20 protein-coding genes, 1 tRNA gene and 1 pseudogene are annotated in these 13,578 nt (G+C 66.9%); 19 read left to right on the top strand and 3 right to left on the bottom strand.

What is annotated here, in order from left to right:
* The 18 genes and pseudogenes from VKI00_RS01130 to VKI00_RS01045 form a co-directional block, all read left to right on the top strand.
* A partial coding sequence (locus VKI00_RS01130) for a Ku protein (RefSeq protein WP_324434641.1) occupies positions 1–903 on the top strand: 903 nt, incomplete at its 5' end.
* An 80-nt stretch (positions 904–983) separates the two neighbouring features.
* Positions 984–1,157, top strand: coding sequence for a hypothetical protein (locus VKI00_RS01125; protein WP_324434639.1), 174 nt, complete (start codon positions 984–986; stop codon positions 1,155–1,157).
* A gap of 55 nt (positions 1,158–1,212) precedes the next feature.
* Complete coding sequence (locus tag VKI00_RS01120; RefSeq protein WP_324434638.1) at positions 1,213–2,004, top strand: SDR family oxidoreductase; 792 nt, start codon at positions 1,213–1,215, stop codon at positions 2,002–2,004.
* Between the two features lie 11 nt (positions 2,005–2,015).
* A complete protein-coding gene (locus tag VKI00_RS01115; protein WP_324434636.1) occupies positions 2,016–3,089 on the top strand; it encodes a diacylglycerol kinase in 1,074 nt (357 codons plus the stop codon).
* A gap of 23 nt (positions 3,090–3,112) precedes the next feature.
* Positions 3,113–3,367, top strand: coding sequence for a hypothetical protein (locus tag VKI00_RS01110; protein WP_324434634.1), 255 nt, complete (start codon positions 3,113–3,115; stop codon positions 3,365–3,367).
* Positions 3,364–3,630, top strand: coding sequence for a hypothetical protein (locus VKI00_RS01105; protein ID WP_324434632.1), 267 nt, complete (start codon positions 3,364–3,366; stop codon positions 3,628–3,630). The genes VKI00_RS01110 and VKI00_RS01105 overlap by 4 nt, the downstream gene beginning before the upstream one ends.
* A 147-nt stretch (positions 3,631–3,777) precedes the next feature.
* On the top strand, positions 3,778–4,029 hold the full coding sequence (locus VKI00_RS01100) for a hypothetical protein (protein ID WP_324434630.1): 252 nt from the start codon (positions 3,778–3,780) through the stop codon (positions 4,027–4,029).
* Positions 4,026–4,247: pseudogene (locus tag VKI00_RS01095) on the top strand (IS3 family transposase); the annotation flags it as partial. The gene VKI00_RS01100 and the pseudogene VKI00_RS01095, both read left to right, overlap by 4 nt.
* A 242-nt stretch (positions 4,248–4,489) precedes the next feature.
* Positions 4,490–5,461 (top strand): agmatinase family protein, encoded by a 972-nt coding sequence (locus VKI00_RS01090; protein ID WP_324434628.1) that lies wholly within the window; start codon positions 4,490–4,492, stop codon positions 5,459–5,461.
* A gap of 291 nt (positions 5,462–5,752) precedes the next feature.
* Positions 5,753–5,878, top strand: coding sequence for a hypothetical protein (locus VKI00_RS01085; protein ID WP_324434626.1), 126 nt, complete (start codon positions 5,753–5,755; stop codon positions 5,876–5,878).
* 61 nt (positions 5,879–5,939) lie between these two features.
* Positions 5,940–6,089, top strand: a complete 150-nt coding sequence (locus VKI00_RS01080) for a hypothetical protein (RefSeq protein WP_324434625.1) — start codon at positions 5,940–5,942, stop codon at positions 6,087–6,089.
* Positions 6,090–6,498: 409 nt separating this feature from the next.
* Positions 6,499–7,560: a poly-gamma-glutamate hydrolase family protein gene (locus VKI00_RS01075; RefSeq protein ID WP_324434623.1), complete on the top strand. Its 1,062-nt coding sequence runs from the start codon at positions 6,499–6,501 to the stop codon at positions 7,558–7,560.
* A 36-nt stretch (positions 7,561–7,596) separates the two neighbouring features.
* Positions 7,597–8,412, top strand: a complete 816-nt coding sequence (locus VKI00_RS01070; protein ID WP_324434621.1) for a DUF1365 domain-containing protein — start codon at positions 7,597–7,599, stop codon at positions 8,410–8,412.
* 92 nt (positions 8,413–8,504) lie between these two features.
* Complete coding sequence (locus VKI00_RS01065) at positions 8,505–9,068, top strand: sigma-70 family RNA polymerase sigma factor (protein WP_324434619.1); 564 nt, start codon at positions 8,505–8,507, stop codon at positions 9,066–9,068.
* Positions 9,065–9,763 (top strand): anti-sigma factor, encoded by a 699-nt coding sequence (locus tag VKI00_RS01060; protein WP_324434617.1) that lies wholly within the window; start codon positions 9,065–9,067, stop codon positions 9,761–9,763. The genes VKI00_RS01065 and VKI00_RS01060 overlap by 4 nt, the downstream gene beginning before the upstream one ends.
* Positions 9,764–9,878: 115 nt before the next feature.
* Positions 9,879–10,145, top strand: coding sequence for an ANTAR domain-containing protein (locus tag VKI00_RS01055; RefSeq protein WP_324434615.1), 267 nt, complete (start codon positions 9,879–9,881; stop codon positions 10,143–10,145).
* 46 nt (positions 10,146–10,191) lie between these two features.
* The gene (locus VKI00_RS01050) at positions 10,192–11,013 is read left to right on the top strand and encodes an LLM class F420-dependent oxidoreductase (RefSeq protein WP_324434614.1); all 822 of its coding nucleotides are present in this window, start codon (positions 10,192–10,194) and stop codon (positions 11,011–11,013) included.
* Between the two features lie 35 nt (positions 11,014–11,048).
* A tRNA-Arg gene (locus VKI00_RS01045) sits at positions 11,049–11,121 on the top strand.
* A gap of 43 nt (positions 11,122–11,164) precedes the next feature.
* Here VKI00_RS01045 and VKI00_RS01040 read toward each other — a convergent pair.
* Genes VKI00_RS01040 through VKI00_RS01030 form a run of 3 tightly spaced genes read right to left on the bottom strand, consistent with a single transcriptional unit; the run spans position 11,165 to position 12,856 of the window.
* A complete protein-coding gene (locus VKI00_RS01040; RefSeq protein WP_324434612.1) occupies positions 11,165–11,638 on the bottom strand; it encodes a tyrosine-type recombinase/integrase in 474 nt (157 codons plus the stop codon).
* 20 nt (positions 11,639–11,658) lie between these two features.
* Positions 11,659–12,333: a hypothetical protein gene (locus VKI00_RS01035; RefSeq protein ID WP_324434611.1), complete on the bottom strand. Its 675-nt coding sequence runs from the start codon at positions 12,331–12,333 to the stop codon at positions 11,659–11,661.
* Complete coding sequence (locus VKI00_RS01030) at positions 12,320–12,856, bottom strand: helix-turn-helix transcriptional regulator (RefSeq protein ID WP_324434610.1); 537 nt, start codon at positions 12,854–12,856, stop codon at positions 12,320–12,322. Before VKI00_RS01030 ends, VKI00_RS01035 begins: the two co-directional genes overlap by 14 nt.
* A gap of 101 nt (positions 12,857–12,957) precedes the next feature.
* Here VKI00_RS01030 and VKI00_RS01025 point away from each other — a divergent pair, with 101 nt between their 5' ends.
* Positions 12,958–13,152 carry a helix-turn-helix domain-containing protein gene (locus tag VKI00_RS01025; RefSeq protein ID WP_324434608.1) on the top strand — a complete coding sequence of 65 codons (195 nt, stop codon included), beginning with the start codon at positions 12,958–12,960 and terminating at the stop codon, positions 13,150–13,152.
* The last annotated feature ends 426 nt before the right edge of the window (positions 13,153–13,578 follow it).

The following is a 13,578-nucleotide window of genomic DNA, read 5'->3' as shown; positions in this document are numbered from 1 at the left end:
CTCTCTTTTGGCCTGGTCAACGTGCCGGTCAAGGTCTACAGCGCGACCGAGGACCATGACCTGAAGTTCCACCAGGTGCACGCGAAGGACAACGGACGGATCCGGTACAAGCGGGTCTGCGAGGTGTGCGGCGAGGTCGTGGACTATCGCGACATCGCGAAGGCCTACGAATCCGACAACGGTCAGACGGTGATCATCACCGACGAGGACCTGGCAACGCTGCCCGAGGAGCGAAGCCGCGAAATCGAGGTGCTGGAATTCGTGCCTGCCAGCGAGATCGATCCGATGATGTACGACCGCAGCTACTACCTGGAGCCGGATTCGAAGTCCACCAAGTCATACGTGTTGCTGGCCCGGACACTCGCGGAGACCGACCGGGTGGCGATCGTGCACTTCGCGCTGCGCAGCAAGACACGCCTCGCCGCGTTGCGGGTCAAGGACTTCAGCAAGCGCGAGGTGATGGTCGTCCAGACTCTGCTGTGGCCCGACGAGATCCGCGACCCGGATTTCCCGGTGCTGGACCAGAAGGTCGAAATCAAGGCCGCCGAGCTGAAAATGGCCCTGCAGGTCGTCGACTCGATGGCCGACGACTTCAACCCCGACCAGTTCCACGACGACTACCAGGAGCAGCTGCGCGAGCTCGTCGAGGCGAAACTCGAAGGCGGGGAAGCGTTCACCACCGAGGAGCAACCGAAGGAGCTCGACGCCACCGAGGACGTGTCCGACCTGTTGGCCAAGCTGGAGGCCAGCGTGAAGAGACGCCGCGCCGGCGAGCCGTCGGCGTCGGGTGACGGCGCCGCCAAGAAAGCGCCGGCCAAGAAAGCGCCCGCGAAGAGGGCGGCTGCGAAGAAAGCACCCGCGGCGAGAACGCCCGGAAAAGGGGCCGCTGCCGCCAAGAAATAGTCCGCGGCCGGGCATGGCGCTGACGCGATCGTCCGCTGTGACTACGCTCCTGCCCATGGGCAACCTTCGTCGCATCGGGTGTGGCCTCGCCGCCCTGCTGGTCGTGGGGCCTAGCACCGGCACCCGCGATCGCGCGCGCCGATGAGCCGTCGTCCCCGGACCCCACGGTGATGGACGTCGTGGACTCGGTCCTCGCCGACAACCCCCACCCGTTGGTCACCCCACCGCCGACGACCCCGCCGCCGGGCAACTGAGGCCCGAATCCGGATACGCGCACACAGCGCGGGTGACACTCGCTAGTCTGCGCGGGTGATTCTCGACAGATTCAGGCTGGACGATCAAGTAGCAGTTGTCACGGGCGCCGGTCGAGGACTCGGCGCCGCGGTCGCGCTGGCTTTCGCGGAGGCCGGCGCCGACGTCGTTATTTCGTCTCGCACGGAAGTCGAACTCAACGGCATCGCCGAACAGGTCCGCAACGCCGGCCGGCGCGCACACGTCGTCGTGGCCGACCTGTCCGACACGAACGCGACCGCGGCGCTGGCGCAGACCGCGGTGGACGTGTTCTCCCGGGTCGACATCGTGGTCAACAACGTCGGCGGCACGATGCCCAACACGCTGTTGACCACCAGCACAAAGGATTTGCGGGACGCCTTCGTGTTCAACGTGCTGACCGCGCATGCGCTCACGACCGCGGCGGTTCCGTTGATGCTCGAGCACTCAGGTGGCGGCAGCATCATCAACATGACCTCGACGATGGGCCGCCTGCCCGGCCGCGGCTTCGCCGCGTACGGCACGGCCAAGGCCGCCCTTGCGCACTACACCCGGCTGGCCGCCCTGGACCTGTGCCCACGCATCCGCGTCAACGCGATCGCGCCGGGATCGATCCTCACCTCCGCGCTCGACGTGGTGGCGGGCAACGACGAGTTGCGAGGCCAGCTGGAGAAGGCGACGCCGATGCGCCGCCTCGGCGAACCCGCCGACATCGCAGCGGCCGCACTGTATCTCGCGTCGCCGGCGAGCGCCTATGTGACGGGCAAGACACTGGAGGTGGACGGCGGCCTGATCGCGCCCAACCTCGAACTTCCACTTCCCGACCTGTGAGGAGAGCCGCCATGCCAATACGAGTAGCACAGATCGGCACCGGCAACGTCGGCCGGCACGCACTGACCGGGATCGTCACGAATCCGCAGTTCGAGCTCACCGCGGTGTGGGTGTCCTCGGAGGCGAAGGCAGGCAAGGACGCCGCCGAGTTGGCGGGCCTCGACGGGCCGACGGGGGTGAAGGCGACAAACAAACTCGATGAAGTCATTGCCGCCCAACCCGATTGCGCGGTCTACACAGCGATGGCCGACAACCGGCTGCCGGAGGCACTCGAGGACTACCGCAGGCTGCTCGCCGCGGGCATCAACGTCGTCGGCAGCGGCCCGGTCTTTTTGCAGTATCCCTACCAGGTGATCCCCGACGAGCTGATAGATCCGCTGCAAGAGGCGGCGCAGCAAGGCAATTCGAGCCTCTTCGTCAACGGCATCGACCCCGGATTCGCCAACGACCTGCTGCCTCTGGCGCTGGCCGGCACCTGCCAGCGCATCGAGCAGGTGCGCTGCATGGAGATCGTCGACTATGCGACCTACGACAACGCCACGGTCATGCTCGACATCATGGGGTTCGGCAAGCCGATGGACGAGATCCCGATGCTGCTGCAGCCGACCGTGTTGAGCCTCGCCTGGGGATCGGTGGTGCGCCAGCTCGCGGCGGGGCTCGGCATCACGCTGGACGAGGTGGTCGAGGTGTATTTCCGCGAGCCCGCCCCGGAGGATTTCGAGATCGCGTCGGGTTTCATCGCGAAAGGCACTGCCGCCGCAATGCGGTTCGAGGTACGCGGACTCGTCGACGAGAGGCCCGCCGTCGTCCTCGAGCACGTGACCAGGCTGCGCGAAGACCTGTGTCCCGAGTGGCCCCAGCCAGCCCAACCCGGCGGCTCGTACCGCATCGAGATCACCGGCGAGCCGTCGTACGCGATGGATCTGTGCCTGAGCAGCCGCAAAGGCGATCACAACCACGCGGGGCTGGTGGCCACCGCAATGCGGATCGTCAACGCCGTTCCCGCCGTGGTGGCCGCGGCGCCCGGCATCCGTTCCACGCTGGACTTGCCACTGGTCACCGGCAAAGGGTTGTACTCTGCGTGAAGAGGCGCGGAAAGGACGTTGCAATGCGCATTCGACTCCGATACCCGGCGCTGGCATGCGTGGCGGCAGCAATCACGTGCGCCCCGGCCGCGATGGCCGACGACACGAATCCCACATGCACCAATCTCGGTGGTTCCACTGAATGCTCGACACCGGGCAACGTCCAGATCAATTCGTCACCGCCGACGGACACGTTCACGCTTCCGTACTGGGACGAGGTCTTCGGCGGGACCTACGCGGGACCCTACCCGGTGCCGTACGACGAAGGCAGCGGGTGACGCGTCCGAAGCGCAGGCTCGCAACGCTCCTGGCGGCCGGGGCGGGGCTGGCGATCGCCGGGGCGGCCACGGCGCACGCCGCGCCGCAATGCACCAAGATCACGCCGACAACCACCCAGTGCGAACGTGGCGTCCACACCCAGATCAACACCGGGCCGAACGTGTTCGTCAGCACCGGCCCGTTCACCGAGACGCCGTGGACCCCGGTGCCACCGGTCTTCGGCGTCGGTGGGTGGGCCGTGCCGTGGTGGGTCGGACCCTAGCCGGGCGCGGAATCCGGTACTGCCCGTCCAAGCCCGCGTAGGCTTGTCTCAGCGTCATCTGACGGAGGGACGCATGTATGCAGATCGCCGCAACCAGCTAGCCGGCACCGGCACTGTCCCCTTTCCAAATCTGCAGAATCGACCGACATGCCCGCTTCAAAGTTCCACATCCCAGTGCTCTTCGCACTGGGCCTGACGGCCGCCGTGCATGCGGCCCCCACCGCCTCGGCGCTACCCCAATGCATCAACACCGGACCGAGCACCACGCAGTGCGAGCGTCCCGGCAACGCCCAGATCAACACCTCACCGAACCCCGCGACCGCCGACAACTTCCCGTGGGGCTGGCCGTGGTGGGGCGGCACGGGTATCACGATCGGCATCGGCGGGATCGGCTTCTGAGACAGGGCCACTCACGGAGAGCCGGTGTCGCGCTCCGCGATGCCGGATCGCATTACACCGCAATATGTTTCGCAGAGACGCTGATGCTGCCCGGGCTGGTCCCGTCGGTCGGGACGGTTAGGGATGCCCAGGACAACGGGTTAGCCGAAACGACGATCGGGCTGTGCAAGACCGAGTGCGCCCGCGACGGCTCGCCGTTCCGTAGCGGCCCTCGTCGGGCAGGCTGCGGTACCTGCGAAGGTTACGGTTGGGCAGGGTCCGTTCTGACGCTTCCGTAGGGAGAAGTTGTGGCTGAACCGGAGACTGACTTCCCTGAGCTCAATCCCGACGATCCGACTGCCGACGCCTGGCGGACACCCATACCCAATCTGCGGGTTCCCGACCTCCGGGCTTGATCCACCTAAACCGGTACCCGTTTGGACTCGCATCCAGCGGCATCGCGACCTTTCTCCAACGCCCGGTGGCGCTGACGCCGGCCGACCTGCGGGCGGCGAACGTCGACGTCGCTATGGTCGGCGCCGGATTGGACTTCTCCGCGGGTATGCGCGGCGCCGCGTTTGGGCCGCGCGCCCTGCGGGCCAATGACATCTACTTGCCCAACGTGTCTGCCGGGCTCCCCCACGCTCACGTCCGGGTCGACGCTCTGGCGGAGCTGGTGATCTGTGACTATGGCGACGCCCCGGTCGACTTCGAATCCACCCACCGGTCGATCGAGCCGATCCGCGGCATCGTCCGCGAGATCGCTGAGACCGGCGCGTTGCCATTTATCGTGGGCGGCGATCACGCCCTCATGTACCCGGACGTCGCCGCGCTAGCAGACATTTACGGCAGGGGGAAGATCGGCGTCGTCCATTTCGACGCCCACTACGACGCGGCAAGATGGTCCATCGGCCACCATCTGTCGCACGGGACGCCGGTGCGCAAGCTGATCGAGCAAGGTTACGTTCATGGCCACAACTTCGTGCAGGTGGGCTTGCGCGGATACCTCCCCGACGACGAGGACCTGGCCTGGATGCGTGACAAGGGATTCCGCTACCACTTCATGGCCGAGGTTGAGCGGTACGGCTGGGAGCAGGTGATGGAACGCGCGATCGCCGAGGCGGCCGACGGCACAGACCAGCTGTTCATCTCGCTCGATATCGACGTGCTCGACCCTGCGTATGCGCCCGGAACCGGGACCCCGGAGCCCAATGGCCTGACACCGCGCGAGCTGTTTCCGCTGCTGCGCCGCCTCGGTGCAGAGACCAACGTGGTCGGGGTGGAACTCCTCGAGCTGAACCCGCTGGTCGACCCGACGTACGTCACCCCGCTGGTCGCCAACCGCTGTGCCCGTGAGATTCTCACCGGTATCGCAATGCGCCGGCGCGGGATCACGGACCCCTGGCATCTCCCGCCCGAGGCTCTCGATCACGGCCAACCCGACCCGAGCTGAGCTCTTAGACTCGACGCCGTCGTGGTGGACGAAGTACCCCAAGCGTCACGACGCCGACATCAATCACCGCCGAGGCGCCGGTAAAAGCCTGCTGCATAACGTTTCCCGCCTAATCGGATTCGAACACCCCGGGGTTGAGAGCTTTGCACCGATCCCATCGGCGTCAAGAGCGCGTATCGCTTGCCACCAGGGCCGGTGACCGCAGGTTTCGCAACCGTCAAAAACGGGCATCTTCGTCCCAGGGACGGGCTCCCGGAACAAGGACATGACAGGCAAACGAATGGAGCCGCAATGACCACCGTCGTCGTGGCGTGGATGGTGATCGCCGTCGTCGCGACCCTGCTGATCGCCGCATCACGCATCATCACCGTGATCGGCCGTCGACAGCGCCAGAACGCAGACAAACCATGCGTGTGAAGCCCACGGTGCTTCGGCTCAGCCCACCCGGCAGGCCGTCGGTCCGACGATTGGAGAAGAAGTGATCATCCTCGGCATCATCCTGCTGGTCCTCGGGATCGTGTTCAGCATCTCGATTCTGGAGACGATCGGCATCATCCTGCTGGTGGTCGGCGCGGTGTTGTGGCTACTGGGCGCCGTCGGGCGTCCAGTGGCAGGTAGACGCGTCTAGTTCTGACCGCGCGGCAAGTGGTGGCGAGTAGGCCGCCGGGTGACCACGGCTGGTTATGGCGGCGGCGCACCCGCCGGCCATGTCGGCAGCGGTATCGGACCCGCGATCGCCGATGTGGGCGCGATCGAAACCAGCAGCGGCACCTAGAGCAGCAGCTGAAGACCTGTCGAGGGCGGTAGGCGCTGTTGGGGTCGGTGCTGGCCGGGATGATCTGCACTGGCGTCCGTTGTGTCGGCGGGCCGTGATGAGGCCGCCGGACTAACATCAATGCCGTGACCCATCAACGGTGTGACCTTAGCCATGTCACAGATATTCGGCGGCACAGCGTTCCGCGATAACCAGGAAACCGCAGTTGAGCACAGTGTTTAGGCCCGCCGTGATGTTGATCCATCTGATGGTGACGGGCTGAATGCCGGCACGGCGGCACGCGTACTTCGCGTACGGCTCCAACCTCTGCGTCACGCAGATGGCGCAGAGGTGCCCCCGCGCCACGAATCCCCGACCCGCGCTGCTGGCCCACCACGACTGGCTGATCAACCAGCGCGGCGTCGCCACCATCGAGCCGTTCGCCGGCACGCACGTTCACGGCGTGCTCTGGCAGGTCACCGACCACGACCTGGCCACGCTGGACAGCGCGGAGGGTGCGCCGGTGCGGTATCGGCGCGACCGGTTGAGCGTGCACACCGACGACGGGCCGTCGGACGCATGGGTGTACATCGATCACCGGGTCGAAGCGGGCGCGCCCCGGCCGGGTTATCTGGAACGGATCATCGCCGCCGCCATTCACCACGGCCTGCCGCATCGGTGGGTGGAGTTCCTGCGTCGCTGGGACCCGGCGCGCTGGCCGCACCGGATGACGACCCCGGACTCCGCTGGGCCACAAACGCTTTCAGAGCTGCTCAGCCAACCCGGCGTCACGGAGGAAAGCCGGCTGAGGTCCCGGTTCGGTTTTATGGCCATCCACGGCGGCGGCCTGGAGGAGATGACCGACGTGATCGCCGAGCGGGCCGCCGACGCGGCCGGCGCATCGGTGTACGTGCTGCGCCATCCCGACCGGTACCCGCACCACCTACCGTCGGTGCGGTTCCGCGGTGTCGAGTCGCCGAGGCTCGCGGAGTTTCTCGATTACGTCGACGTCGCGGTGTCGCTGCACGGCTACGGCCGCATCGGCCGCAGCGCCCAGCTGTTGGCCGGGGGCCGAAACCGCGAGCTGGCCGATTACGTGGCGCGCCACATCGTCCTGCCCGGGTATCACGTGATCACCGACCTCGACGCGATTCCACCCGAACTTCGGGGCCTGCACCCCGACAATCCGGTAAACCGGGTGCGCCGCGGCGGCACGCAGCTGGAGCTGTCGCCACGTGTGCGCGGGATCGGCCCACGCAGCCAGATGCCCGGTGAGGACGGCCTCTCGCCGGTGACGTCGGCGCTGGTGAACGCCCTCGCTGCGGCCGCACGCTGCTGGGCCTGAGCCCATCCGGGGGGCCGTGGGTTCCGAATACCGGATGTGGATGGCTTTCATACTTCGGCGGACACCCCGGCGCTGTATCGCACGCGGATCACCCACATGCGGCGCGCGCCTGCGCACCACTACTTCGAGCACCGGAGCTACAGCTGGTACGTCGACATCGACCGCCTGCCCCGGCTGCCGCGATGGTTGCGCGCGTTCGCGCGCTTCGATGCGCGCGACCACTTCGACGGTGCTGACGGTGCCGCCGACCGCTCGCTGCGCCAGCGGTTGGACAGTTTTCTGGCCGCGCACGGCGCGGCGGTGCCGGGCGGCCGCGTCACCGCGCTTCTGCAGGCCAGGGTCCTCGGCTACGCGTTCAATCCGCTGAGCCTCTACTGGTGCCACGACCGCAGTGGTGTGCTGCGGCACGTGGTGGCCGAGGTGCACAACACGCACGGCGAACGGCACGCCTACCTGCTGCCGTCGGCCGACAGCCCCGTACTGGCGACCAAAAAGCTCTACGCGTCGCCGTTTCACCCTGTCGACGGGCACTACGTCGTCCGCGCGCCACGGCCGGATCACTTCCTCGACGTGACCGTGTCGCTGCACCGCGGCGACGAGCCGGCGTTCGTCGCCACCATGCGGGGAACGCGACGGCGCGCGGGTGTCGCCCAATTGCTGTGGCTGCAGCTGGCCGCACCGCTGGCGCCCCTGCTGGCCCGGATCGACATGCGAGTGCAGGCGATCGCGCTATCGCTGCGCCGAGTCCCACGGGCGCCCTGGCAACCGATCGGCAACGGCGACACCGCGGTTGCCCCCGCCGCTGTGCACGTCGACGTGACAGAGCTGCCAAACGAAAGCGTGGCATCGTGAAACCTGTTGCCCGCAAACTTTTTTCACCGTGGGGGTTTCGGAGATGAACAACTCCCTGACGGGCGGAGCGGCTGCCGATAAGCTACCGCTCAATGACCAGATCGGCGCGCATGACCAGCGACTTGGATGCTTTGCTGCGCCGAGTCGCCCGCCAGGACGTCGACGCGTTCGCCCAGTTCTACGACCACACCCGCTCGCGCGTGTACGGGCTGGTGACTCGCGTGTTGCGTGATCCGGGGTACAGCGAAGAGACCACGCAGGAGGTTTACCTGCAGGTATGGCGCAACGCGGGCAGCTACAACCCGGCGGCGGGCTCCGCGCTGGCATGGCTGTTGACGTTGGCGCACCGTCGGGCGGTCGACCGGGTGCGGGCCGAGCAGTCCGCCGCCCAGCGCGAGTCCCGTTACGGCGCCGCCAGCGCCGATCGGCCCAGCGACGTGGTCGCAGACTCCGCGATCCTTCGAGAGGAACGTCGGCAGGTTGCCGAATGCCTCGGGTCGCTGACCGACGCGCAGCGCCAATGCATCGAAATGGCGTACTACGAAGGGCTGACCTATGTCCAGGTGTCCGAGCGGTTGTCGGCCAACTTGGCGACCATCAAATCGCGGATGCGCGATGCGTTGCGCGGCCTACGGAATTGTCTGGGCGTGACATGACCGGACCGTCCCAATTCGAGCTGCTGGACCTGGCAACGCCCTATGCGCTGCACGCGATCCCCGACGCCGAGCGCGCCTCAATCGAGCGCCTGGTCGCCGCCGCGCCGGCGCCCGTGGCCGAGGCCTTCCGAGACGAGGTGCGCGCGGTCCGCGAGACGATGGCCGCGGTATCCGCGGCGACACCCGTCGAACCGCCGCCGGCGCTGCGCGATCGACTGCTGGCAGCAGTCGGAAACAAGCCGGCGCGCCATTTCCCATGGCGCACCACGCTATTAGCGTCGGCCGCCGCTGTCGTGATCGGCCTTGGCGCGCTGAGCGCCGGGCTGGCGTTGCGGCCCGCGAAGCCACCATCGACCGCCGAGCAGGTGTTCGCCGCACCGGACGTGCGCACCATCTCCGGCGCGATCCCCACCGGCGGCACCGCGACCGTCGTCTACTCGCATCAGAAGAACGCCGGCGTGCTGGTGATGAACAACGTCGCGCCGCCGGCGGCGGGCACCGTCTACCAGATGTGGTTGCTGGGCGACCAAGGCCCCCGGTCGGCCGGCACGATGGACGCAAAGGCCGTCGCGCCGTCGACCACCGCGGTACTGGCCGACCTCGGCAACTCGAATGCCCTGGCGTTCACGGTCGAGCCCGGTAGCGGGTCGACGAAGCCCACCGGCCAGATGGTTGCGGAACTGCCGCTGAGCTGAGCGCGTCCGGTCGGGCGTCCGCGCCTGTCTGCCAACGGGTTTGCGCCGACGTGGCCGCCAAAACGGGTTTCGGTCATCGGAGCCGAGGAAACCAACGCGGTGGCGAGGAGTAACCGTGATTGGCGCACTAACGCCCAGTTCCGGGGCATCCTCCGCCGGCACACGGGTGCTCGATCGCGCGGAGGGCATCCTGGTGGGTCTGCGGCGGTGCCGCACCGAGTCGGCGTTCGACGAGATCGTCGCTGCGTCCCAACAACATGTAGTGCCCGCCCTGCGCGTGGCCCGCGCGCTGGTTGAGCTGGCCGAAGGCCCCGAGCCCTCCGACCCCGATGCCGCGGCGGTGGCCCGCGAACGGTGGGGTGACCTGCTGGCGCCGCCATGACGGTATGGGAGCAGGCTGGTCAATAGATAGGCTTACCATCGAACGCGTGACGGCCAGAGACTTCCGGTTCGGCGTGGGCCTATGGCCCAAGAAGACACGCGCGGCCTGGCAGGACACCGCCCGCCGGGCCGAGGACCTCGGGTTCGACGTGTTGCAGGTACCCGACCACCTCGGGGCGCCGGCGCCGTTCCCCGCCCTCGTGTCGGCGGCAGACGTCACGTCGGTCAAGGTCGGCACGTTCGTGCTCAACGCCGGCTTCTACAAGGCGGCGCTGCTGGCCCGCGATGTCGGCGCCCTGGACATGCTGACCGACGGCCGGTTCGAACTCGGCCTCGGCGCCGGGTATGTCCGCGAGGAGTTCGAGGAGGCGGAGCTGCCGTTTCCCAGCGCGGGACGGCGCGTCGACTACCTCGACCATGTCACCAGTTACCTGCGCGAGCACGTGAGCAATGTGCCGATCCTGATCGCGGGTTCAGGCGATCGGCTGCTGACCCTGGCCGCGCAGCAGGCCGACATCATCGGCGTCGCGGGCGGCCGGCCCGACAGCACGGCCACCGACCCGCTGGCCGAGCGCATCGAGTTCGTTCGGCACGCCGCGGGAGAACGGTTCGACGAGCTGGAACTCAACCTGGCGATCACCGCGGTGCCCCACGACGGCAGCGGCGTCCCCGACCTGTCGTTGACCCGCCGGTACGCGCCGACGCTGCCCGACGACGAGCTGCTCCGGTTGCCCGGCGTGCTCAGCGGCTCCCCCCGCGATATCGCCGACACGCTGCGCCGCCACCGCGACACCTACGGGCTGACCTATTTCACGGTGCAGGAACACCACGCCGAAGGCTTCTCGAAAGTAATCGCGGAGCTGCGCTGACACCTCGTGCCTGCCGGTATGCTGCCAACCTGTCGGCCCTCGTAGCTCAGGGGATAGAGCACGGCTCTCCTAAAGCCGGTGTCGCAGGTTCGAATCCTGCCGGGGGCACGTCAGAGGCTATTTTTCGTTGTGCGTTCCGTGAATCCATCGTTTATTCATCGTTTATGGCCCGGTCGAGGAGCTCGGCGACCGCGGTGTGCGACCGCCCACGGGCCATGTAGGTGTCCATCGTTTCGGATACGCGAGCGTGGCCCAGGTGGTCGGCTCCGATCCGCGCCGACAGTCCCTCGTCATCGATGAGAGTGGCCACCGTCTTGCGGAATGAGTGACTGGTCACGTCGGGCACGCCGAGGGTTTCCCGCACTTCGCGCCAGCGGGCGCGGAAGTTGTCCGGGTCGCGCCAGGTGCCGGCCATCGACGGGAAGATCATCGACTGCTCGCCCAGGTACGCCTTGCTGCGCCGAGCCGATAGCACTGTCATCGCAAACGTCGGCAGCGGCAGCGCCCGATGTCCGGCCGGAGTCTTCGTGCCGTCGATCCTCAGCAGCCCCTGCCCCGAAGCCCTGACCACCTTGCCGGTGATCGTAAGTGTCGCTGCAGACTCATCAAAGTCGGTCCAGTGCAAACCGAGCAGCTCCGAGATCCTCAGCCCGGTCGCGATAACAGAATGACCGGGTCAACGAGATCGTGGCGTTGACATGCCTCCGACGCCCGCAGCTTCGCGAGCAGGCCGCGCAAATCGTCGGCTGTCAGTGCCGGCGCCCCCTTCGGGCGCCTCTTCGAGGTGATAGGCGAGACTTCACGCACCGGGTTCGATCCGATGACACTAGCCATCACCGCCAGGTGCAAGCCACCTTTGAGAAGCGTCTTCGATTGCACGGCCATCACGTCGCCGTGGGCCCGGCGCATCGAGCGGATCGCGGCGTCGATCCTCGCCGGCGTCGCCTCGCCCACGCGAACGCCCGCAATAATCTTCGCCAGCAGCTTCGCGCAGTACCGATAGGTGTCGATTGTCCGGATGGCGCGGCCGTCCTCGGCCAGCCGATCGATGTGCTGATCGACAAGCGCCGCGATCCGGGTGTCGAGCGTGATCTCGTCACCGCCTGCCCCGCGGCGGCTCTGCAATGCCTCAATCAGTGCATCCTCGGCAAGCTTGCCACGCCGGTCGTTTTCGTCGGCCGGCCCTCGGCGCTCAACGATCCGGGTTACGCCGTCGCTGTCTCGGTAGCGGCACCGCGCCGACCAAACCCCGCCGCCGAGGTACTTGCGGATGATCTTGTCGTGCGCGCCGATGCGCAGCGGCGGCCTACCCGGCGGCATTGCTCAGCCTGTCGATGTCGTCCTGCACACCATTGATGGCGTCCAACATCGCAGCCTGCACCGCTTCGTCGGCTCCCACTATTGCGTCCATGAGTCGCTGTTTCCGCGTCGTCAGTTCGGAGATCCGCGCCGCGGCGCGCAGTCGTGCAAGATTGCGGTCGTACGCCTCGACGTCGTCCGCCAAAGCGACTCGCTCTGCACCGTCACTCATACCTGAAAACCATTCGGCCGCCGACCAACTCGTTGACGATTGGCCGGGTAGTAGTTCAATGTCGTCCTGATATGGCGGTGGGTATAGCAGAGCGACGGGTGCAGTGTCTAGGGCCCGCGCCAAGATTGCGAGCTCGGCGGTACTGACGTATTTGCGCTTGCCGTTCTCAAGTTCGGAGATGGTCGTGCGCGGCACGCGGTAGCCCAGTTCAGCTGTGCGGTCCGAGAGCCACTGCCCTGACCGGCGGCCGCGCAGTCGCTTGAGTTCGCGCCCGACTCGTTCGGCCTGGTCGCCAGCCCAGTCCTTCGCCATGCCGTCAAGAATAGCTTTGATCGGTCGGTTCGTCGTCAGCCCGATCTATACTCAGCGAGAGCTCGTCAAATCGGGGCGAGTTTGGCGCGATTTCGAAGGAGATGGAAATGGATGAGGACGACCGGTGGCTCAGCCGCAAAGAACTCGCAACCCGACTTGGCGTACCCGAGAAGACTCCGGCACAGTGGGCGACGAAAGGAACGGGGCCTCGTTACGCCCGGTTCGGGCGACATGTCCGCTACCGCTTAAGTGACGTAATCGCTTGGGAACAGAAGCAGTTGATTCACGCCGCGTGACACGCGGCAGCGGCCGGCGCGGGGTTCTACGCCTGGGCGCAGCAGGCGCATGGCTGCCGCAGAGCTGATTTACAGTCCGTGTGGGGGTGTCTCACCGTGTTGCCTGCTGTCGCGGCAACCGGCTCTGATCTGGGATGACCGTCCATAGGCGTCGCTGTGTGTCCGTCAATGTGGCACCCGCCGTGTGACAACATCGTGACAAGCTCTGGCCTCGGGAGCTCCGAAAATCACGCGATAAGACTGCTTGCAGGCCGAGCCGACGCACCGGAGGACATGAACGGCTATTGCGGCTCGTAGGCAGACGTGAGGGGGACCCGTTTGGTGGTCCAGTCCCTATGCGGCTTGGGGTTGGTGGGTCGTGGTCCACTGTAGGGCGAACTCGGTTGGGGTGAGTTCGCCGTGGGCGGAGTGGGGTCTGTTGGCGTT

The sequence above is a fragment of the Mycobacterium sp. genome (genome assembly GCF_035314665.1).
Classification (GTDB): Bacteria; Actinomycetota; Actinomycetes; order Mycobacteriales; family Mycobacteriaceae; genus Mycobacterium.
This window is presented reverse-complemented; position numbering and strand designations above follow the sequence as displayed.